The organism is Glycomyces tenuis DSM 44171, assembly GCF_000427885.1.
Classification (GTDB): domain Bacteria; phylum Actinomycetota; class Actinomycetes; order Mycobacteriales; family Micromonosporaceae; genus Glycomyces; species Glycomyces tenuis.
On record NZ_ATYW01000015.1, the window covers coordinates 142,773 to 161,440 of the forward strand.

The 18,668-nt window shown below is 72.2% G+C and carries 12 protein-coding genes and 1 tRNA gene; 3 read left to right on the plus strand and 10 right to left on the minus strand.

The features are described from left to right. Nucleotides 1-321: 321 nt before the first annotated feature. From YWW_RS0116655 to mhpA, 7 genes are all read right to left on the minus strand, one after another. On the minus strand, nucleotides 322-2,364 hold the full coding sequence (locus YWW_RS0116655) for a HelD family protein (RefSeq protein WP_051325946.1): 2,043 nt from the start codon (nucleotides 2,362-2,364) through the stop codon (nucleotides 322-324). Nucleotides 2,365-2,457: 93 nt separating this feature from the next. Continuing rightward, on the minus strand, nucleotides 2,458-2,976 hold the full coding sequence (locus tag YWW_RS0116660; RefSeq protein ID WP_026930992.1) for a hypothetical protein: 519 nt from the start codon (nucleotides 2,974-2,976) through the stop codon (nucleotides 2,458-2,460). 112 nt (nucleotides 2,977-3,088) lie between these two features. Beyond that, complete coding sequence (locus tag YWW_RS0116665; RefSeq protein ID WP_026930993.1) at nucleotides 3,089-3,379, minus strand: GNAT family N-acetyltransferase; 291 nt, start codon at nucleotides 3,377-3,379, stop codon at nucleotides 3,089-3,091. A 10-nt stretch (nucleotides 3,380-3,389) separates the two neighbouring features. Beyond that, nucleotides 3,390-4,904, minus strand: a complete 1,515-nt coding sequence (locus YWW_RS0116670; RefSeq protein ID WP_051325928.1) for an MFS transporter — start codon at nucleotides 4,902-4,904, stop codon at nucleotides 3,390-3,392. Between the two features lie 45 nt (nucleotides 4,905-4,949). Then, entirely contained in the window at nucleotides 4,950-5,603 is a 654-nt protein-coding gene (locus tag YWW_RS31085; RefSeq protein ID WP_051325929.1) for an LppX_LprAFG lipoprotein, read from the minus strand. Nucleotides 5,604-5,671: 68 nt separating this feature from the next. Beyond that, complete coding sequence (locus YWW_RS0116680) at nucleotides 5,672-6,076, minus strand: four-helix bundle copper-binding protein (protein ID WP_026930995.1); 405 nt, start codon at nucleotides 6,074-6,076, stop codon at nucleotides 5,672-5,674. A gap of 66 nt (nucleotides 6,077-6,142) precedes the next feature. Continuing rightward, nucleotides 6,143-7,717, minus strand: a complete 1,575-nt coding sequence (gene mhpA, locus YWW_RS0116685) for a bifunctional 3-(3-hydroxy-phenyl)propionate/3-hydroxycinnamic acid hydroxylase MhpA (RefSeq protein WP_155830214.1) — start codon at nucleotides 7,715-7,717, stop codon at nucleotides 6,143-6,145. A 77-nt stretch (nucleotides 7,718-7,794) separates the two neighbouring features. Here mhpA and aac(3) point away from each other — a divergent pair, with 77 nt between their 5' ends. Beyond that, entirely contained in the window at nucleotides 7,795-8,598 is an 804-nt protein-coding gene (gene aac(3) / locus YWW_RS0116690) for an aminoglycoside 3-N-acetyltransferase (RefSeq protein ID WP_026930997.1), read from the plus strand. A gap of 177 nt (nucleotides 8,599-8,775) precedes the next feature. On the opposite strand, the gene YWW_RS0116695 is transcribed toward aac(3), so the two are convergent. Then, a tRNA-Arg gene (locus YWW_RS0116695) sits at nucleotides 8,776-8,848 on the minus strand. 355 nt (nucleotides 8,849-9,203) lie between these two features. Between YWW_RS0116695 and YWW_RS0116700 the strand changes: the two genes are divergently transcribed. Beyond that, nucleotides 9,204-11,570 (plus strand): ribonucleoside-diphosphate reductase subunit alpha, encoded by a 2,367-nt coding sequence (locus YWW_RS0116700; protein ID WP_081687529.1) that lies wholly within the window; start codon nucleotides 9,204-9,206, stop codon nucleotides 11,568-11,570. A 71-nt stretch (nucleotides 11,571-11,641) separates the two neighbouring features. Further along, nucleotides 11,642-12,637 carry a ribonucleotide-diphosphate reductase subunit beta gene (locus tag YWW_RS0116705; RefSeq protein ID WP_081687543.1) on the plus strand — a complete coding sequence of 332 codons (996 nt, stop codon included), beginning with the start codon at nucleotides 11,642-11,644 and terminating at the stop codon, nucleotides 12,635-12,637. A gap of 229 nt (nucleotides 12,638-12,866) precedes the next feature. On the opposite strand, the gene YWW_RS34205 is transcribed toward YWW_RS0116705, so the two are convergent. After that, complete coding sequence (locus YWW_RS34205) at nucleotides 12,867-14,789, minus strand: serine/threonine-protein kinase (protein ID WP_051325930.1); 1,923 nt, start codon at nucleotides 14,787-14,789, stop codon at nucleotides 12,867-12,869. 388 nt (nucleotides 14,790-15,177) lie between these two features. Next, the gene (locus YWW_RS31095; protein ID WP_081687531.1) at nucleotides 15,178-18,549 is read right to left on the minus strand and encodes an adenylate/guanylate cyclase domain-containing protein; all 3,372 of its coding nucleotides are present in this window, start codon (nucleotides 18,547-18,549) and stop codon (nucleotides 15,178-15,180) included. Nucleotides 18,550-18,668 lie beyond the last annotated feature (119 nt).

Here is an 18,668-nt window from a genome sequence, read left to right on the forward strand (position 1 = left end):
ACCGAGGCCGGGGCCGGGTCGGGAACGGGAGCGTCACCCGCAGTGACGCGGGCGGCGCCTCATACTCGGCACCGCCCCGCTCGCTTGCGGCCGGAACCGTCTGGTTCCGGACCGGACGCGGCGGACAGGGTCGTCCTCGGTGATGTGACTGCAACAGTAGACAGCCGACCACGACTTTGGAACGGGCCGGTGACCAACTGGAGTCCATTCGTGATAAATCCGTGATGCTACGGGCCGACCTGCGCCGCCGCTCCGTTCTGTGGGCATCGGTCCCACCTCGGTTCTGGTGGTGCCGAGGTTACCGCATCGGGAGCGCGATACTCAGGCTTTCAACTGCGGCGGCAGCGGCTCGGCGTGGACGATGCTGAGCCGCGAGACCGCGCGGGTCAGGGCGACGTAGAGGTGGCGGAGCCCCACGCCCTCCACAGTGGCGCCGTCCCCGAAGCGGTCGGCGGGGGCCGCGACGATCTCGGCGGGTTCGGCGACGACGACGTGGTCGTATTCGAGGCCCTTGGCCAGGGAGGCGGGGACCAGTTCGACGCGGTGGCTCTCGGGCAGCGCCGCCCGCAGCGACTCGACGCGGGCGTCGGCGGCGATCACGCCCACCAGGCCTTCGTCGGACAGGGCCTTCTCGACCGCTTCGGCGACGCCGGCGGCGAGGTCGTCGACCGCCGTGGTCTCCAGCGAGCCGTCGCCGCGGAGGGAGCGGGCGGGGGCGACGTCGACGCCCAGGTGCGGCAGGACCCGGTTGGCGAGCTCGATGATGACGCCCGGGACGCGGAAGCCGGTGGTCAGCTCGGTGAACTCGACGTCGGACTTGCCGAGGTGGGTCATCTGGTCCTCCCAGCGGGCGGCGGCCCACGGGGTGGTGCCCTGGGCGAGGTCGCCGAGGACGGTGAGCGAGCCTTGGCCGCTGCGGCGGGCGATGGCGCGGCACTGCATGGGAGAGAGGTCCTGGGCTTCGTCGATGACGATGTGGCCGTAGGAGTCCGAGGGGTCGGGCAGGCGCAGGTGGGCGGTGATCTCGTCGGCGATGAGGAGGTCGGCGGCCGTCGTCTTGAGCCCCCGGCCTTTCGGGGCCAGCAGGGCGGCCTCCTCGTCGGAGAGCAGGCCGCGGGTCGCCTCGGCCCGGAAGGCGGCGTCGAGGTAGAGCTTGCGCAGGACGGCCTTGCCGCTCAGCTTGGGCCAGACCGCGTCGAGGAAGCCCTTGACGGCGTCGGTGCGCTTGAGCTTGGCGGCCCAGCGGTGGTCCGGGGAGTGCCCGGCGCGGATCTCGGCTTGGCGCCGCGCGCCTTGGACGATGGCGTCCTCGACGGCCTTGCGGCCCGCTTCGTAGGTGCGGTTGTGCTCGCGGGCGGTGTCGATCGCGCCGTTGAGGTAGTTCACGCCGAGGCGCCAGCGCCAGCCGCCGTCGGTGATGAGGAGCCCTTCGTCGGCGGTGAGGCCGGCGTCTTCGGCGCGGCCGACGTGGCCCCAGACGGCCCGCTCGCACACGAGCGCCATGCGCGCGTCGTGCTTGACCATCGCGGCCTCGGGGCTGTCGGTGCCGGTGGCGGTGTCGGCCTTCGTCATCTGCTGGACGGTGACCTGCCAGACCGCGGACTCGCCGAGGGTTGGCAGGACGTTCGCGATGTAGGCGAGGAAGCCCTCGTTCGGGCCGATGACGAGGACGCCGGCCTTGCGGAGGTGCTCGGCGTAGTTGTAGAGCAGCCAGGCGGCGCGGTGGAGGCCGACGGCGGTCTTGCCGGTGCCCGGCGCCCCTTGGACGCACATGGTGGTGGCCGCGGCGCGGCGGATGAGCTCGTCCTGCTCGGGCTGGATGGTGGCGACGATGTCCCGCATGGGGCCGGTGCGGGGGCGTTCGATCTCGGCGGTGAGGATGTCGGAGGCGACCGCTTCGCCGAGGCGCAGGTCCTCGTCTTCGAAGCCGGTCAGGCGCGGGCCCTGGAAGCCGAAGCGGCGCCTTTTGGCGACGCCGCGCCGGTCGTGGACGCTGGCGCGGTAGAAGTGCTCGGCGACCGGGGCGCGCCAGTCGAGGACCAGCGGCGTGGAGCGGTCGTCGCGGATGTGGCGGCGGCCGATGTGGTAGTCCTCGCCGGAGTCGTCGAACCAGATGCGGCCGAAGAACAGGGCGAGCTCGCGGTCGGTGAGGTCCTTCATGCGGTCGGTCGTGTACTTCGCCATGAGGTAGGCGAGTTCTTTGTCGGGGCCGACGTCGCCGAAGCCCTTGCCGCCGCTGCCGCCTTCGTTGAACTCGGCTTCGTGGCGGTCGTAGGTGTCGGCGGTGGCGCGGTGCATCTCGGCCATGTGGGCCCGGGCTCGTTCGTGGTGGTCGATTTCTGCGCGCAGTTCGGCTTCGGACACAGCGGTCTCCCGGATCGGCACGGTGTTGGAGCAGGCGAATCCTCGATGCTAACCGCGGCCGATCAGGGCTCGCAACGCAATTTCAGCCGGCGCTCACCGCGGGGCGATGGCCTTGACGTCGACGAGGCGCCCGTCGTCGCGGTGGAGCACCCAGCCGCCGCCGGGCGGCAGCACCTGCGGTCCTTCCAGCGGGAGGGTGAACTCGTAGGCCGACAGGTCGTGGTCGTCGCGGGCGGCGACGGCGACGAGCAGGGCCGCCAGGACGATCCCTTCGGCGCAGACGACGGCGGTGCGGCGCGCGTCCGGCAGGGCCCGGACGCTCCTGGCGGCGAGCCAGGCGGCGGCGTGGGCGGGACCGGCTTCGCCGGGGAACTTGGGGACCTCGGCGGCGAGGTCGGCGCTGGCGTCGATCCGCAGGTCGAGGCGGTTCGCGAGCGGGGCGAGCGTGTCGGTGCAGACGCGATCGGGGGCGCTGAGGAGGACGGTCGGGTTGTAGAGCTGGAGGAAGTCGGCCGTGGCCGAGGCGCGCCTGGCTTCGGCCGCGTCGAGGCGGCCGGGGACCGCGAGCGATGAGGCCGCGGCGTGGCGCAGGAGGATGAGCGCGGACAGCATCAGACCGCCTCGCCTGCGAAGAGGGCGTTCATATTGAAGATGCTGCGTCTTCAGGTGAACGGAAAGTGAACCGAAAGCAGGCGGCCAGGTGAACAGTGCGGGGCGGTGTGGGCTACGGCTGGTGACGAATGTCCTCGTACTCGGGGTGGCGTTCCATCCAGCGTTCAACGAACGGGCAGGTCGGATAGACCTTGACCCCTTTGGCGCGCAGGTCGTCGAGGGCGAAGCGCGCGAGCCGGTCGCCCCAGCCCTGGCCGCGCAGCGAGCGGTCGACCTCGGTGTGCGGCAGGACGGTGAAGTCGTCGCGGCTGAGGTATTCGAGATACCCGAGCACGCCGCCTTCGGCGTCCCTGATCTCGTAGCGGTGCTCGTCGGTGTTCTCGGTGATCGCAAGGTCGGCCATGGGCGCAAGACTAGCCCGTGCTCGGCCGTTCCCGCTCGGTCTCGGCTCCGCCGCGGCCGGTCAGGCCGAGGGCGCAGGCGGCCCCGGCGAGGCAGATGACGGCGGTGGCGGTGAAGACGTCACCGTACTGGGCGGCCAGGGCCGCGTCGAGGGCCTCGAGGTAGGTCTCCTGCTGCCGGAGGTACTCGGCTTCGGGGACGCCGAACGGCAGGGGCGTGTCGAGGTCGGCGGTCGATTCCCGGAAGCGGTGCAGGCTCCAGGAGGTCAGGGCCGCCACGCCGAGGAGCATCCCCATCATGCGGGCGACGACGACGGCCGCCGAGGCCATGCCGTGCTGGCCTTCGGGGGTGGCGCTCAGGGCGACGGCCGACAGGGGCGCGATGACGACGCCGAGGGCGAATCCGGCGAGCGCCAGGCCGGGTTCGACCTCCGGCAGCGTGTTCGCGATCCATGCGTAGGCGCAGGCCGCGGCCGCCAGCCCGGCGACGGCGGGGACGCGTTCGCCGACCCGGGCGACCAGCCATCCGCCCGCGACGGCGCCGACCGGGAGTCCGATGAGGAACCACAGCAGGAGCAGCGCGCCGCCGGTCGAGTCCTCGCCGAGGAGCGTCTGGGCCATGAGCTGGACGTCGACGAGGGTGACCATGAGCGCCGCGCCGGTGGCGAGGCTCGCGGCCAGGCCGAGCCCGAAGGGGCGCCAGCGGACCCCGGCCGGGTCGAGCAGCTTCACCGGGGACCGCCACTGCCACAGCAGGAACGCCGCCAGGACGGCCGCTCCGGCGGCGATGACCGGCGGGCCCCACTCGGGCAGCATCGCCGTCTCCGGTTCGGGGTTGTAGAGGCCGACGACGAGCAGCCCGAGCGCGAGCGCCAGCAGGATCCCGCCGACGACGTCGACCTTCTCGCGCTCGCCGCCCCGCTGCGAGGCGGGGACCGTGAGGTGGACGGCGAGCGCGGCCAGGGCCGCGAGCGGGATGTTGATCCAGAAGATCCCCTGCCAGCCGACGAGGAACGCGACACCGGCGCCGAACAGCGGGCCGATCACCGCGCCGAGCTCTTGGGCGGCGCCGACCCAGCCGAGGACGACGGGGCGCCGCCGGGCCGAGAACAGGTCGGCGGCGAGCGCCATGGTGACCGGCAGCAGCGCGCCTCCGGCGAGCCCTTGCAGGGCGCGCCCGGCGATGAGCGGCACCAGGTCCGTCGCGGTGGCGCTGATGAGCGAGCCGAGGGCGAAACCGGCGAGGCACGCGTGGATGAGGGCGCGCCGCCCGAACCGGTCCGACAGCCGCCCGAGCAGCGGCATGCCCGCGACGTAGCCGAGGAGATAGCCGGTGACCAGCGGCGTCGCCCGTTCGAGGTGGTTGACGGGGATGCCGAGGTCGCCGATCATGTCGACCAGGACCGTCACGAGGACGTAGGCGTCGATCGATCCTATGAGGACGGTGGTGCCGGCCGCGCCGATGGCGATGCGCCGGCGCCCGCGCCCGACGGGGCCTTGGGGCCGCAGCGCTTTGAGGGACTTCATGCCGGCCCGGTCGCCGTACGGGGCTTCGATGTCGGCCGGGCCGCTTTACGGGGCTTCAATGCTCACCGACTCGTCGTAGTCGGAGAAGGTGAGCGTCACGGTCGAGCCGCCCTGCTCGAACTCGGCCTTGACCACGCGCGAGGTCTCCTGGTCGAACCAGACCGTGGCGGTGTTCCACTCCCCTTCGGCGGGAATGAACCGGGAGAACGCGGCCGGGTCGAAGGTCACCAGGTACCGGTCGGTGTCGACGCCGTCGACCTCCTCGGTCTCCTGCGGTTCGGCGCTCTCGTAGGCCTCCAGCAGCGCGGCCACGCCGCCGCCCGGGTCGAGGATGAGCGTCGGGTTGTACGGCAGCATCTCGTCGCCGACGGGGATCTGCTGGTAGTCGCCGGTGAAGCCCTTGACGTAGGCGTCCTCGCCGACGATCACGTAGGACACTTCGACGTCCATGCCCATCGCGGTGAGGACGCCGGTCCCCTCGGCCTCGCCGCCGGAGGTGACCACGCCGTCGGCGGACTTGATCTCGAGGCCCTCCACCTCGCCGTCGACCTGGAGCGTGAAGCGGACGTTCTCGACCTCGGCCATGGCCGCGGCGGCGTCGGGCAGGGTCTCGTCGGCGGGCGGCACCTCGTCCGAGCCGGAGCACGCCGCGAGCGCCAGCGCGGCCAGGGCGGCGGCCGCGAGGGGAATGAGCTTCATGCCCCGATCTTATTGGCAGGCCGCCGCCGCTCGCGGTCCCGGCCGCCGCGGCCCTCGGTCGAGGGGGCTCAGCCGAGGGAGTTCAGCAGCTCCCGGCAGGCCTGCTCGCAGCTGCGGCATTCCTGGGCGCACTTGGCGCAGTGCGCCATGTGGTCGTGCTCGGCGCAGATGTCGCCGCAGGACTTGCACGCCATCGCGCACGCTTCGAGCATCGCGCGGGTGAGGTTGGCGTCGTACCCGGTGTGGCGCGAGAGCATCTGCCCGGTGGCGAAGCAGATGTCGGCGCAGTCGAGGTTCGAGCGGACGCATTTGGTCAGCGAGGCCACGTCGTCCTCGCTGAGGCAGGCGTCGGCGCAGGCCGTGCACGTCTGCGCGCAGGCGTAGCACTCGCGGATGCAGTCGGCGAGTTTCCGCCGGTCGATGTCGCCGAGGTCGGCCGGGTAGGTCTCGAGCATTTCCGATACGAGCGTCATGGCGGCCCTCCCTTTCGAGCGGCCTGGTCACCGCCGTGCGACTTCACGCTATGCCGCGAATGGAGCTCATGTCGGCGGATTCGAGGATCCGGAGCCCCGGTCGGCGGCGGTGAAGGCGGGCAGGGCCGCGCACAGCCGCGCCGGATCGCGCCCGGCGCGCAGGACGGTCCCGTCGGGGCGGACGATCGCGGCCCTGGCTCGGCCGCGCCGCAGCCAGGCGTGCAGCTCGCTGCGGGGTTCGGCGGTCACGAGCACGGCGCCGCACCGTTCGGCGCGCCCCTCGACGGCGGCGCGCTGCGGCCCGGTGCAGGGCGCCGCGACGACCACGGCGAAGCGCCCGGCGGCGACCTCGTCGAGGCGGCGGCCGTCGCCGGTGACCGCGTTCGGGCTCAAGCGCCCGGCCAGGCCGCGCCGCGGACCGCTCGGCCGCACCAGGGCCGAGCGGCGCAGCGCGGGGGTCTCGCTGTCGATGATCGCGCCCGCCGCGCCGGGCAGGCGTTGCAGCGCCGGGGCCACGGCGCCGCGCACCATGTTGCCGAGGCGGCCGCCTTCGGTCATGGCGAGGCCGACGAGTTTGGCCCGGCGGATCATGGTGCGGGCGTGCGGCAGGCGCTCGGCCTGGTAGCTGTCGAGGACGTCCTCGTCGAAGTCGCCTTCGAGGACGCCGGCGAGCTTCCAGGCGAGGTTGGCCGCGTCCCGCAGGCCGGCGCCGAGGCCCTGGCCGATGAACGGCGGCGTCAGGTGGGCGGCGTCGCCGAGCAGGAACACGCGGCCCGCCCGCCACCGGTCGGCCGTCTGGGCGCGGAAGGTGTACTCGGCGGCGCGCACGAGCCGCAGCCGGTCGGCGGGGAGCTCGCCGGTCCACGGCCGGATCAGCGGGTGGAGCCGGTCGGGGTCGCGGAAGTCCTCGGCGGTCTCGCCGGGGGCGAGGCGGAACTCCCAGCGGTGGCGGCGCGCGCCGACGCGCATGTAGGTGGCGGGCCGGTCCGGGTCGCACACCTGGTGGACCCCTTCCCAGGCGTCGATCGGCGCGGAGGTGTCGACGTCGACGACGAGCCAGCGCTGCGCGAAGCGCAGGTCCCGCATCGACGCGCCGATCGAGGCCCTGGTGAGGCTCCCGGCGCCGTCGCAGCCGAGCACGTAGTCGGCGCGCACTGAGGCGGTCTCGCCGGTGCGGCGGTCGGTGTATTCGACGCGGACGGCGTCCGGCCCGTCGGGGGCGATGGCGGTGACCTCGGCGTCGCCTCGGAGCCTCGCCTCGCCTCGACGGGCCAGGGCGTTCAGCAGGAGGCGTTCGAGCTCGGGCTGGTCGAACAGGTTCGCCTCGGGGAAGCCGTGGCGGCCCGGGGCCGTGCCGCGCCGGAACTCGGCGAGCACCCGCATGTCGGGGTCGAGGAGGCGCAGGCCCCTGGCGGGGCGGGAGACGGCGGCGAAGGCGGCGCCCGCGCCGAGGCGGGCGAGGATGCGGTGGGCCTCGTCGTCGAGGTGCACGGCCCGCGGGTGCGGGTAGGGCGAGTCCCGGCGTTCCAGCACGAGGCAGGCGACGCCGTAGCGCGCCAGCAGGGCCGCCGCCGTCAGGCCGACCGGTCCGGCGCCGACGACGACCACCGGGACGGCCGAGTCGTTCACGTCAGGATTCATCGCTCGCCGGTCAGCATACGCCGATCGCGGTGGGGGCCGGACCGCCGAAGCGGGGGACGGTCGGCGAGAATGGGCCGATGGAGTCGAAGGTGTGGACGCGGTCGGAGCTGGCCGGCGGTCTGCGCGGGCTCGGGCTCGCGGGCGGGGACGCGGTGATGATCCACGCGGCCTTCGGACGGGTGGGGACGGTGCTCGGCGGGCCGGACGCGCTCGTGGACGCCGTGCTCGACGTCGTCGGCGCGGACGGGACGCTGCTGAGCTACCAGGATTGGGAACTGGGCGTGGACGTCTGGGGCGAGGACGGGCAGGTGCTGGAGGCCTTCCGCGGGGAGGTGCCGCCGTTCGACGCGGCGACGGCCCGTCCGGCGCGCGACCACGGCGTCATCGCGGCCGCCGTCGGCACGAGGCCGGGTGTGCGCCGCAGCGGCAATCCGGGAGCGTCGGTGGCGGCCCTCGGCGCGGGCGCCGAAGCGTTCACCGCGGACCACCCGCTCGACTTCGGCTACGGCGAGGACTCGCCGTTCGCCCGGCTGGTCGCCGCGGGCGGGCGGGTGCTGATGGTCGGGGCGCCGCTGGACACGATGACGCTCCTGCACCACGCCGAGCACCTGGCCGATCTGCCGGGGAAGCGGCGCGTCCGCGTCGAGTACCCGCTCGCGACGCCGCAGGGCACCGAATGGCGCGTGGTCGAGGAGTACGACACGTCGAGGCCGGTCGTGGACGGGCCGCCGGAGGACTACTTCGGACGGATCGTGGCCGACCACCTCGCCACGGGCGCGGGCCGGCGCGGGAAGGTCGGCGCGGCGGACAGCGTGCTCGTCGACGCGGCCGAGACGACGGCGTTCGCCGTGGCCTGGCTCGAGGAGCGGTACGGGCGCTGACCGGCTTCGCGGTCAGGGTTCGGCGGGCGGGCACCGCCAGTCGATCGAAATCACGCGCATACCAAGGGGGCCACCGCAAAAGCGGTGGCCCCCTTTCCGGCCCCCTCGCCACGATTCCGTGGTGAGGAGGCCCTGAATTCCTCGGCGATATGGGCCTCTACCAGGCCATACGCCTCGCGCCCCCGGCAGGATTCGAACCTGCGACACCTGGTCCCGGAAACCAGTGCTCTATCCACTGAGCTACGGAGGCGGATCCGCGGAACGCGGAACCGCACCGATGCTACCAGCCGCTCGCGGCAGCGCCGCATCCGGTTTGGCCGTCGAGGATCACACCTCCGTTCGACTCGGCGCCGTCACGGCCGAAGTGTCGGCGAGCGGGCTTAGGCTGCTCGGCAGAAACCTCCAAGCCTAGCGGACACGCTGCGTTTTCATCGGCCGAAACACCGGAGAAACGCAATATGTTGGGGCGACGCCACGGGGCAACCACTACATGTATGATTCCCCTCTGTCGGGCCGACATCGCCGCCTTCGCCTCCCACCGCGAATCCGCGGCCGCATCGTGCCCGCCGCTTCACGCGAATCGCACGTCACGAGGGGATGCAGAGATGACCGGGCTCGCCACCACGACATCCGCCACCACCACCGCTCCAGCGCAACGGGGCAGTCAATCCGACGGCGATCTCGCCGTCGCCATCGCCGAGAAGGTCCGCGCCCACGCCGTCGGCCTCCCCGACGTCGACGCCGACCGCGTCGCCGCCCAGGTCCAAGGCGGCATATGGCCCGGCGCCACCCTCGCCGACCTGCGGGAACGCGCCATCGAGATCACCTCGGCCACCGTCGCCTCCGAGCCGAGCTACTCCAAGCTCGCCGCCCGGCTGCTGGCCGAGCACATCGCCGAGGAGACCGAGGCCGAAGGCGTCGTGTCCTTCACCACCTCGATCGCCGCCTGCCGCGACAACGGGCTGCTGTCCGAAGAGCTCATCGCCTTCGTCGACGCCCACGGACCCGAGCTCGACGCCGTCGTCGACGAGGCCGCCGACGACCGCTTCGAGTACTTCGGGCTGCGCACCGTCTACGACCGCTACCTGCTGCGCCACCCCGAGCACCGCACCGTTCTCGAACGGCCCCAGTACTTCATGCTCCGCGTCGCCTGCGGCCTGAGCCAGACCGTCGCCGAGGCCGCCGAGCTGTACCGGCTGCTCTCGGAGCTGGCCTACCTGCCGTCCTCGCCGACGCTGTTCAACTCCGGCACCCGCCGCCCGCAGCTGTCCTCGTGCTTCCTGCTGGACTCGCCGAAGGACGAGCTCGACTCGATCTACGAGCGCTACAGCCAGGTCGCGCGCCTCTCGAAGTACGCCGGAGGCATCGGCATCGCCTGGTCGAGGGTCCGCTCCCGCGGCTCGCTCATCCGCGGCACCAACGGCCACTCGAACGGCATCGTGCCGTGGCTGCGCACGCTCGACTCCTCGGTCGCGGCGGTCAACCAGGGCGGTCGCCGCAAAGGCGCCGCGTGCGTGTACTTGGCGACGTGGCACGCCGACGTCGAGGAGTTCCTGGAGCTGCGCGACAACACCGGCTCCGAGGACCGCCGCACCCACAACCTGAACCTGGCCAACTGGGTCCCCGACGAGTTCATGCGCCGCGTCGAGGCCGACGCCCCGTGGTCCCTGTTCGACCCGAAGGAGGTCCCCGAACTCGTCGACCTGTGGGGCGAGGACTTCGACGCCGCCTACCGCGCCGCCGAGGCCGCCGGCAAGGCCCGCAAGACCATCGCCGCCCGGGAGCTGTACGGGCGCATGATGCGGACCCTCGCGCAGACCGGCAACGGCTGGATGACCTTCTCCGACACCGCGAACCGCACCTCGAACCAGACCGCCAGGAGCGAGAACGTCATCCACCTGTCGAACCTGTGCACCGAGATCCTCGAGGTCACCAGCGACGCCGAGACCGCCGTGTGCAACCTCGGCAGCGTCAACCTCGCCGAGCACTGCTCGGCCGAGGGCTTCGACTTCGAGCGGCTCGAGGACACGGTGCGGACGGCGGTGAAGTTCCTCGACCGCACCATCGACCTCGGCTTCTACCCGACGGCCGAGGCCGAGAAGGCCAACCGCAAGTGGCGGCCGATCGGCCTGGGCTGCATGGGCCTGGCGGACGTGTTCTTCAAGCTCGAGCTCGCCTTCGACTCGCCCGAGGCCCTGGAGCTGTCGACCGCGATCGCCGAGCGCATCGCGCTCGTCGCCTACGAGACCTCGGCGCGCCTGGCCGGCGAGCTCGGCGCCCACCCGAACTTCGCCGAGACCCGCGCCGCCGACGGCGTCCTGCACCTCGACCACTGGGAGGACGCGAAGATCACGCTGCCCGAGCGCTGGGCGGCGGCGCGCGAGGCGATCGCCGAGAGCGGCCTGCGGAACTCGCTCATGATCGCGATCGCCCCGACCGCGACGATCGCCTCGATCGCGGGCTGCGCCGAGTGCATCGAGCCGGTCGTCTCCAACGTCTTCAAACGCGAGACGCTCTCCGGCGAGTTCCTCCAGGTCAACCGGCACCTGATCGCCGAGCTCAAGGAACGCGGCCTGTGGAGCGAGGAGCTGCGCCAGGCCGTCGTCGTCGCCGACGGCTCGATCCAGGGCATCGAGGCGATCCCCGCGGACATCCGCCTGCGCTACCGGACCGCCTGGGAGCTGCCGCAGCGCGCGCTCATCGACCTGGCCGCCGCGCGGACCCCGTTCATCGACCAGGCCCAGTCGCTCAACCTGTTCCAGGCGCAGCCGACCATCGGGAAGCTCTCCTCGATGTACCGCTACGCCTGGAAGCAGGGCCTGAAGACCACGTACTACCTGCGGAGCCGCCCGGCCACCCGGATCAACCAGACCACGGTGGGCCAGACGAGGCCGGAGGCGGCGCCCGAGACCGTTTCCGAGGACGTCGCCTGCTCGCTGGAGAACCCGGAGAGCTGCGAGGCCTGCCAGTAAGCCGTTCGGGGCGCCCGGCGAGCGGGCGCCCCTCTCCCACACCGATAGAACCCATGGCGAAAGGACCGCTGATGCTGCTCGACCCGGGCATGAACCTGACCCTGCGACCGATGAGATACCCGGACTTCTACGAGCAGTACCGGGCCGCCATCCGCAACACCTGGACCGTCGAGGAGGTCGACCTCGCCTCCGACCTGGCCGACCTGGCGACGTTCACGCCGCAGGAACAGCACCTGATCCACCGGCTCGTCGCGTTCTTCGCCACCGGCGACACGATCGTCGCGAACAACCTCGTGCTCAACCTCTACCAGCACGTCAACTCCCCCGAGGGCCGCCTGTACCTGTCGCGGCAGCTGTTCGAGGAGGCCGTGCACGTCCAGTTCTATCTGACGCTGCTCGACACCTACCTGCCCGACCCCGACGAGCGCGCGAAGGCGTTCGACGCGGTCAACAACATCCCGTCGATCAAGCGCAAGGCCGACTTCTGCTTCAAGTGGATCGACTCGGTCTTCGACATGCAGGAGCTCAAGACCGGCGACGACCGGCGGGCGTTCCTGCTCAACCTCATCTGCTTCGCCGCGTGCATCGAGGGCCTGTTCTTCTACGGCGCCTTCGCGTACGTGTACTGGCTGCGCAGCCGCGGCCTGCTCGACGGGCTCGCCACCGGCACGAACTGGGTGTTCCGCGACGAGTCGTGCCACATGAACTTCGCGTTCAGCGTCGTCGACGTGGTCCGCACCGAGGAGCCGGAGCTGTTCGACGACAAGATGCGCGAGCAGGTGACGGCGATGATGGAGGAGGCCGTGGACGCCGAGCTCCAGTTCGCCGAGGACCTCATCGGCGAGGGGATGCCCGGCATGACCGTCGCCGACATGCGGTCGTACCTGGAGTACGCCGCCGATCAGCGGCTCCAGCGCCTCGGGATGCCGAAGCGGTGGGGTTCGGAGAACCCGTTCCCGTTCATGGCGCTGCAGGACGTCCAGGAGCTGACGAACTTCTTCGAGCGCAGGCCGACCGCCTACCAAGTGGCCGTGGAGGGCAAGGTCGACCTCGACGAGGAGTTCTAAGGAGGACATACCCTTTCTCCCCGGTATGCCCGATCGGCCCGGTGCCTCGCTGGAGGTGCCGGGCCAATTTACGGCTCGCAAGCTTCGCCGTGGGTGCCGATTTACGGCTCGCAAGCTTCGCCGTGGGTGCCGATTTACGGCTCGCAAGCCTCGCCGTGGGTGCAGAATTCACGGCTCGCGAGCGCACCGTGGGTGCTGATGTACGGCTCGCGAGCCTCGCCGTGGGGTTCTATTCGCCCCGCGCGAAGGTCACGCCTTCGGCCTCGGAGCCGTCGGCCAGTTTCGCGACGCACATGAACGAGCCGTCGCCCGGCAGGTGCACGTCGGTGAGCCAGTCGACCGAGTCGCCGCCGATGAGCTGCGACAGCGGGCCCTCTTCGCGTTCGCCGTTGAGACACGCCGAGGCGACGACCTCGTCGGCCGAAGCCGCCGCGTAGTCATCGGCGCCGATGCCTTCGGGCAGCTGGCCGACCGCGTAGGCCTCCCACAGGTGGGCGCCCGAGCACTGGGCCTGGGTCATCGACTCGCCGTCGGTGGTGAAGCAGGTCGGCTCCGAGACGCAGCCGACGCCCTGCTGCTTGAGCGAGCACTCCTTGACGTAGTCCTCGACCATCGACTGGCTTTCGAGGTCGGTCGGCTCGTCGCCGCCGAACAGCCAGATCGCGCCGAACACCAGCAGGCCGAGCACGACCAGGCCGGCGATGCCCATGCCGATGAGGCGGCCCATGTTCGAGCCGGAGTCGCCTTCCTGGAGGCGCCGCTCGCGCCTCGTCAAGCCCGTCTCGGGTTTGGACACCGGGACCGGCAGACGCGAGTCGGAGCCGCGGTCGTCGCCGCCGCTCTGGGCTCCGCCCCAGGCGCCCAGGGAGTTCCAGCGCTCGTCTTCGCGCTGCTCGTCCATGCCCGGCTCGGAGGGGCGCTGCTCGAGCGGCGGTTCGGGCGCGGGAGGCGTGTACGCGGCGGCCGCGGGCGGCTCGGGTTCGCCGACCGGCGGACGCTGTCGGCGGCCGCGCCTGCTCGGCGCGAGGCGCAGCGTCGACGGCGAGTCGGGCACCTCGGCCTGCGGTTCGGTTTCGAGGACCGGCGGCGAGGAGTAGGCGGCGTAGGTGCCGACGCCTTCCGGCGCGGGCGAGACCGGCGTGCGCTGCTGCGGCGTCTCGGCCACGCTCGGGATGATGCCCGTCGACGCCTCGGGGATGCTCGCGAGGAACTCCCTGAACTCGACGGCGGTGGGCCTGCCCGCCGGGTTGTTGATGAGCGCGGTGCGCAGCATCTCCAACAGCAGCGGCGATATACCGGGGATCGCCGGGATGGGCTGGTCGAACAGGGCGGCGACGTCGTTGATGTCGAGCACCCCGTCGGAGGGGAAGCGCGGCGGGCAGCCGTTGAGCATCGTGTACAGCGTCGCGGCGAGGGAGTAGACGTCGGCCGCGGTGCCGATCTCGCGCATCTGGAAGACCTCGAGCGGCGCGTACGCGGGCGTCGCCATCGTCGAGACCGGCTCGCCCGGCTGCGGCGTCGGGAGGAGCCCGGAGAGGCCGAAGTCGGCCAGGACCGCTTCACCGGCCTCGTTGATGAGGATGTTCGCGGGTTTGATGTCGCGGTGGACGATGCCGGCCTCGTGGGCGGCGGCGAGCGCGTCGGCGATGCGGATGCCGATCTCGAGGGTGCGCTGCGGGGGGATCGTCATGTAGCGGTCGAGCAGGTCGGCGATGGAGCCGCGGCACCGCTCCATGACGACGTACGGGTGGGCCTGGTGGGTGAGCCCGGCCGAGATCATCTTGACCACGCACGGGTGGTTGGAGACGCGCCCGGCGGTCTGGACGTCGTGGCGGAACCGCTGGCGGCCGGCCTCGTCGATGAGCGGGCGCGACTCGATCTTGACGGCCACCTCGGTGCCGTCGTCGAACCTGGTGGCGCTGTAGACGGTGGCGTAGGCGCCCCGGTCGATCTCGCTGAAGCCGGTGAGCCGCTCGATGCCGGACAGGAGCGCCTCGGGGTCGAGATCGGAGTGGTCGCCGTGGCTGAGGCCGCCGGCGGTCGCGCCGTGGGGGTGGACGAGCGGGACGTCGTAGCCGGTCGGCGGGGAGAATGGGGCGTTCGAGGAGAGGTGGGGACCGGTGGGAGCACCGTAGGACGAGATGGTGTCCACGGGATACAGCCTCCATTCACGGCGACGCCTGCGAGCCGCGGCTTGGCGCAGTGTCGGGCCTGGGTCATGGCGGAACGCGGGTCAGTGTGGGTGCGCTCCACCCGGTCTTCGCTGCATGTCTCGAGTCATCGGACCCTTCGGCCGATAACGTTACGGCAACGCGTCTCCGAATCTGTATACGCCTGGACGAAAAGCCATTCACAACTGACCGAACGGTTGATATGTCGCTTCCGCTGCGCGGTGTAGCCGTAGCCCATAGTGAATGCATCCCCCGTGTGGCGCGCGGGAGGGCGGGCGGTCCGGTTCGGCCGTCCGTCCACCCGCTGCGTCTCCCCTTGCACTTCAGGCACACTGTTCACCGGCCTCAATGCTCCGGCCGTCGGTGCTCTCAGGACGCGTACGCCTCGGCCCAGGCCGTCGGCGCCGGGGCCTCGCCGAAGGACTTCTGCACCGTCCTGGCCCAGCGCTTGGCCTCCTCGGTCCGGCCGTCCTCTTCGAGCAGCCGCGCGTAGCGCGCGACGATGGCGCGCCTGGGGTGCCCCAGGGCCGGCTCGTCGTAGTGCTCGGCCAGCGCGGCCAGGCGTTCGAGCGCGTCGGCGCGGTTCCCTTGGGCCGCTTCGACATCGGCGAGCAGCGCTTCACCGGCCGCGCGCGCCGGCTCGAGCACGTCGTCGGTGCCGAGCTCGAGCGACGCCCGCGCGGCGGCCTCGGCTTCGTCGAGGTCCCCGGCGGCCAGGGCGCAGCGGCCCCTGAGGTTGCGGGCGAGGCTGATGAGCAGCGGGTGCCCGGTGGCGATGCCGTAGGACTCGGCCGCCTCGGCCAGGTCGGCGGCGTGGTCGAGCGCGCCGATCTTCAACGCGGCCAAGGCCCGCACGTACTTGGCGAAGCCGCGGCCCCAGTCGTCGTCGATGCGTTCGAAGTCGCGGAAGGACTTTCGGGCGGCGGCGTCGGCGCCCTCGGGGTGCCCGAGCTCGACGGACGCGGCGGCGCCGGTGGCCCGCAGGAGCCCGACGGCGAACACGTCGCCCGAGCGCTCCCCGATCGGCAGGAACACATCGGACAGGCGCCTGGCCTCGGAGAACCGCCCTGCCATGAGGAGCGTGAACGCCGAGGCGCCCCGCACCCAGGCGCGGCCGACGAGGTCCATCTGGCGGGCGAAGGACTTGGCGGCCTCGCGCAGCACCTCGTCGGCGCCGTCGAAGTCGCCGCGGGCGACCAGGACCCACGCGCGGTGCTGGAGGGCCCAGGCGACGCGCCGGTCGTCGCCGACGCCTTCGGCGGTGTCGTAGGCGTCGAGGAAGCGCTGCTCGGCCTCGGTCAGGCGCCCCGAGAGGTAGTCGAGCATGCCGATGCGGCACTGGGCGTCGCAGCGGGGCCCGGCGAGCCCTTCGCGCCTGGACAGCGCGAGCGCGGCCGACCAGGCCGCGCGGGCGCCCTCCAGTTCGCCTTTGAAGCGGTGCAGGCGGCCCCGCAGCAGGAGCAGCTGGGCGACGAGCTCGGCCTCGGACTCGGGGAAGTCGTCGCCGAACAGGCGCCCCGAAGGGTGCTCGTCGTGGTCGTCGCCGGGGACGGCGAGGCCGATGTCGACCGCGAGGCCCTCGATCTCGGCCTCGGCCTCGGCGGTGCGCCCGAGCCTGGCGAGGGCCCGGCCGCGCAGGAGCCGGTCGTGGCCCGAGAGCGGCGCGATCCGCTCGACGCCGTTGAGCAGGGCGACGGCGCGGTCGGGCTCGGAGGCGTCCATGGCGCGCGCGGCCTGCTTGCGGACGGCTTCGAGGGCGAGCGGCAGGACGTTCCAGACCTCGTCGATCGCTTCGATCTCGACTTCGCGGGCGAGCGTGACGGCCTGCTCGGCGTGGTAGACGACGAGGTCGTCGGCGCTCTGGCCCTCGAGCTCGGTGTCGGCGGCCCAGCGGGCGATCTCGGCGTGGGCGTGCGCGGCGTCGGCCTTGCCGATCGGCGCGTACGCGGCCTGGCGCAGCAGCGGCGTGACGAAGCGGTAGCCGCCGTAGGAGCGGCGTCGCAGCATGCGCCGGTCGAGCAGCTCCTGGAGCGCCCGGTCGAACTCGCCGGGCACCTCCTTCTCGAGCAGTTGCGAGGCCTCGGGCGGGACGGCGTCGCCGAAGATCGAGGCGGCGCGCAGCAGCGCCCGGGCGGCCGGGGAGAGCGCGTCGATGCGGGCGCCGAGGACCTGGGCGAGGTCGCGGGAGAGGACCTTGCCGGTCAGGGAGCCGGCGGCGAGGCGCCAGTGGTCGCCCGAGTGGGTCAGCAGGTCCTGCTCGAGCAGCAGCGTCACGAGTTCGGCCAGGTAGTACGGGTTGCCCTGAGCGAAGCCGAGGAGGCGCTCCTCGTCGGCCTTCGGGAGCCGCCCGCCGCCGAGGAACTCCGAGAGGAGCCGGGCGGCGTCGGCGCCGGCCAGCGGCGGCAGCGGGTGGACCTCGGCCTCGGAGATGCGGGTGAGCACGCCGGAGGAGCGGGTCAGCTCGGGGCGGCCGTACAGCAGCACCAGGACCGGGCCGGAGACCTTGGCGAGGGCGACGCCGAGCGCGTCGATGCCGTCGGCCGAGGCGGTGTGCAGGTCGTCGATGTTGAGGACGAGGGGGCGCTGGCCGGCGAGGTGGGTGATGAGCTCGGCGACGGCCTCGGGGATGGTGTAGGCCTCGGCTTGGCGGCCGGTGAACCCGGCCGGGCCGTCTTGGGCGAGGGGGCGGCCGTGGCCGAGGAGGCCGAGCAGGACCTCGACGTTGAGGCGGCATTCGCCGTGGTCGGCGTGGCCGTCGGCGATGCGGCGCAGTTTGGCCTCGGCGGTGGCTCGGTCGTCGTCGAAGCGCAGGCCGGCGGCCTTGCGGACCATGTCGGCGAGGGGCCCGAAGCGGCGGCCCTCGCCGTAGGGGGCGGCGCGGACGGTGAGGACGCGGGCGCCGCGGTCGGTGGCGATGGTGCGGACCTCGCGGGCGAAGCGGGTCTTGCCCATGCCGGCCTCGGCGGTGTGGATGAGGATGAGCGGCTCGCCGCGGTCGATGACGGCGTCGAGGCGGCCGGTGACGCGGCCGATCTCGGTGTCGCGGCCGATGAACGGCGCGGTGTCGCCGAGGCTGGCGCGGGTGCCGGGCTCGTCTTCGAGGCCGAGGAGCTGGAACACCTCGACCGGCTCGCGCTTGCCTTTGAGGCGGACGGGGGTGAGGCGGCGCCACGCGGCGACGTGCTTGGTGGCGCGCTGGGTCTCCTCGCCGGCCCAGATGGTGCCAACCGAGGCGGCGTCGCACAGGCGCGCGGCGGTGTTGACGGTGTCGCCGATGACGGTGTACTCGAGGTTGGCCTGCATGCCGGCGACGACGAGGCCCGAGTGGAGGCCGAGGCGCAGGCCGATGGGGAGGCCGCCGCCGGATTCGGCCTTGAGCAGGCGGCGGACGCGCTTCTGCATGGCCTGGCCGGCGCGCACGGCGCGCTCGGCGTCGTCTTCGTGGGAGAGGGGCGCGCCGAAGACGGCCATGAGGCCGTCACCGGTGAGCTTGTCGACGTGCCCGCCGAACTCGTTGACCGCGCCGACGCATTCGGCGAGGAGCCGGTCGGTCACCGAGGAGACCCGCTCGGGGTCGAGGCTCTCCGACCAGGTGGTGAAGTCGGAGAGGTCGCCGAAGAGCACCGTCACGTAGCGGCGCTCGGTCTGGGGCGCGCTGGCCTCCGGGGACAGTGGCGCTCCGCAGTTGTGGCAGTACCGGGCCCCGGGGACGGTGGGCGCGGAGCAGAACGGGCAGGTCACGATAGCACCAACACCGAGGTAGGGGTGTGTTGTTCCCCACTCCTTCTGGGAATGGGAAAGATCTTGGCGTTCACGCTCGCAAGGATACGTGTCCTAGCTGACAGATACCTGTGGGCGAG

Coding starts and splice junctions, on each gene's coding strand:
- YWW_RS0116665 (WP_026930993.1), bottom strand. CDS start 3,379: ATGGCCGACCTTGCGATCACCGAGAACACCGACGAGCACCGCTACGAG.
- YWW_RS0116705 (WP_081687543.1), top strand. CDS start 11,642: ATGCTGCTCGACCCGGGCATGAACCTGACCCTGCGACCGATGAGATAC.
- YWW_RS0116670 (WP_051325928.1), bottom strand. CDS start 4,904: ATGAAGTCCCTCAAAGCGCTGCGGCCCCAAGGCCCCGTCGGGCGCGGG.
- YWW_RS0116660 (WP_026930992.1), bottom strand. CDS start 2,976: ATGCTGTCCGCGCTCATCCTCCTGCGCCACGCCGCGGCCTCATCGCTC.
- YWW_RS0116680 (WP_026930995.1), bottom strand. CDS start 6,076: ATGACGCTCGTATCGGAAATGCTCGAGACCTACCCGGCCGACCTCGGC.
- YWW_RS0116700 (WP_081687529.1), top strand. CDS start 9,204: ATGACCGGGCTCGCCACCACGACATCCGCCACCACCACCGCTCCAGCG.
- YWW_RS31085 (WP_051325929.1), bottom strand. CDS start 5,603: ATGAAGCTCATTCCCCTCGCGGCCGCCGCCCTGGCCGCGCTGGCGCTC.
- mhpA (WP_155830214.1), bottom strand. CDS start 7,717: ATGAATCCTGACGTGAACGACTCGGCCGTCCCGGTGGTCGTCGTCGGC.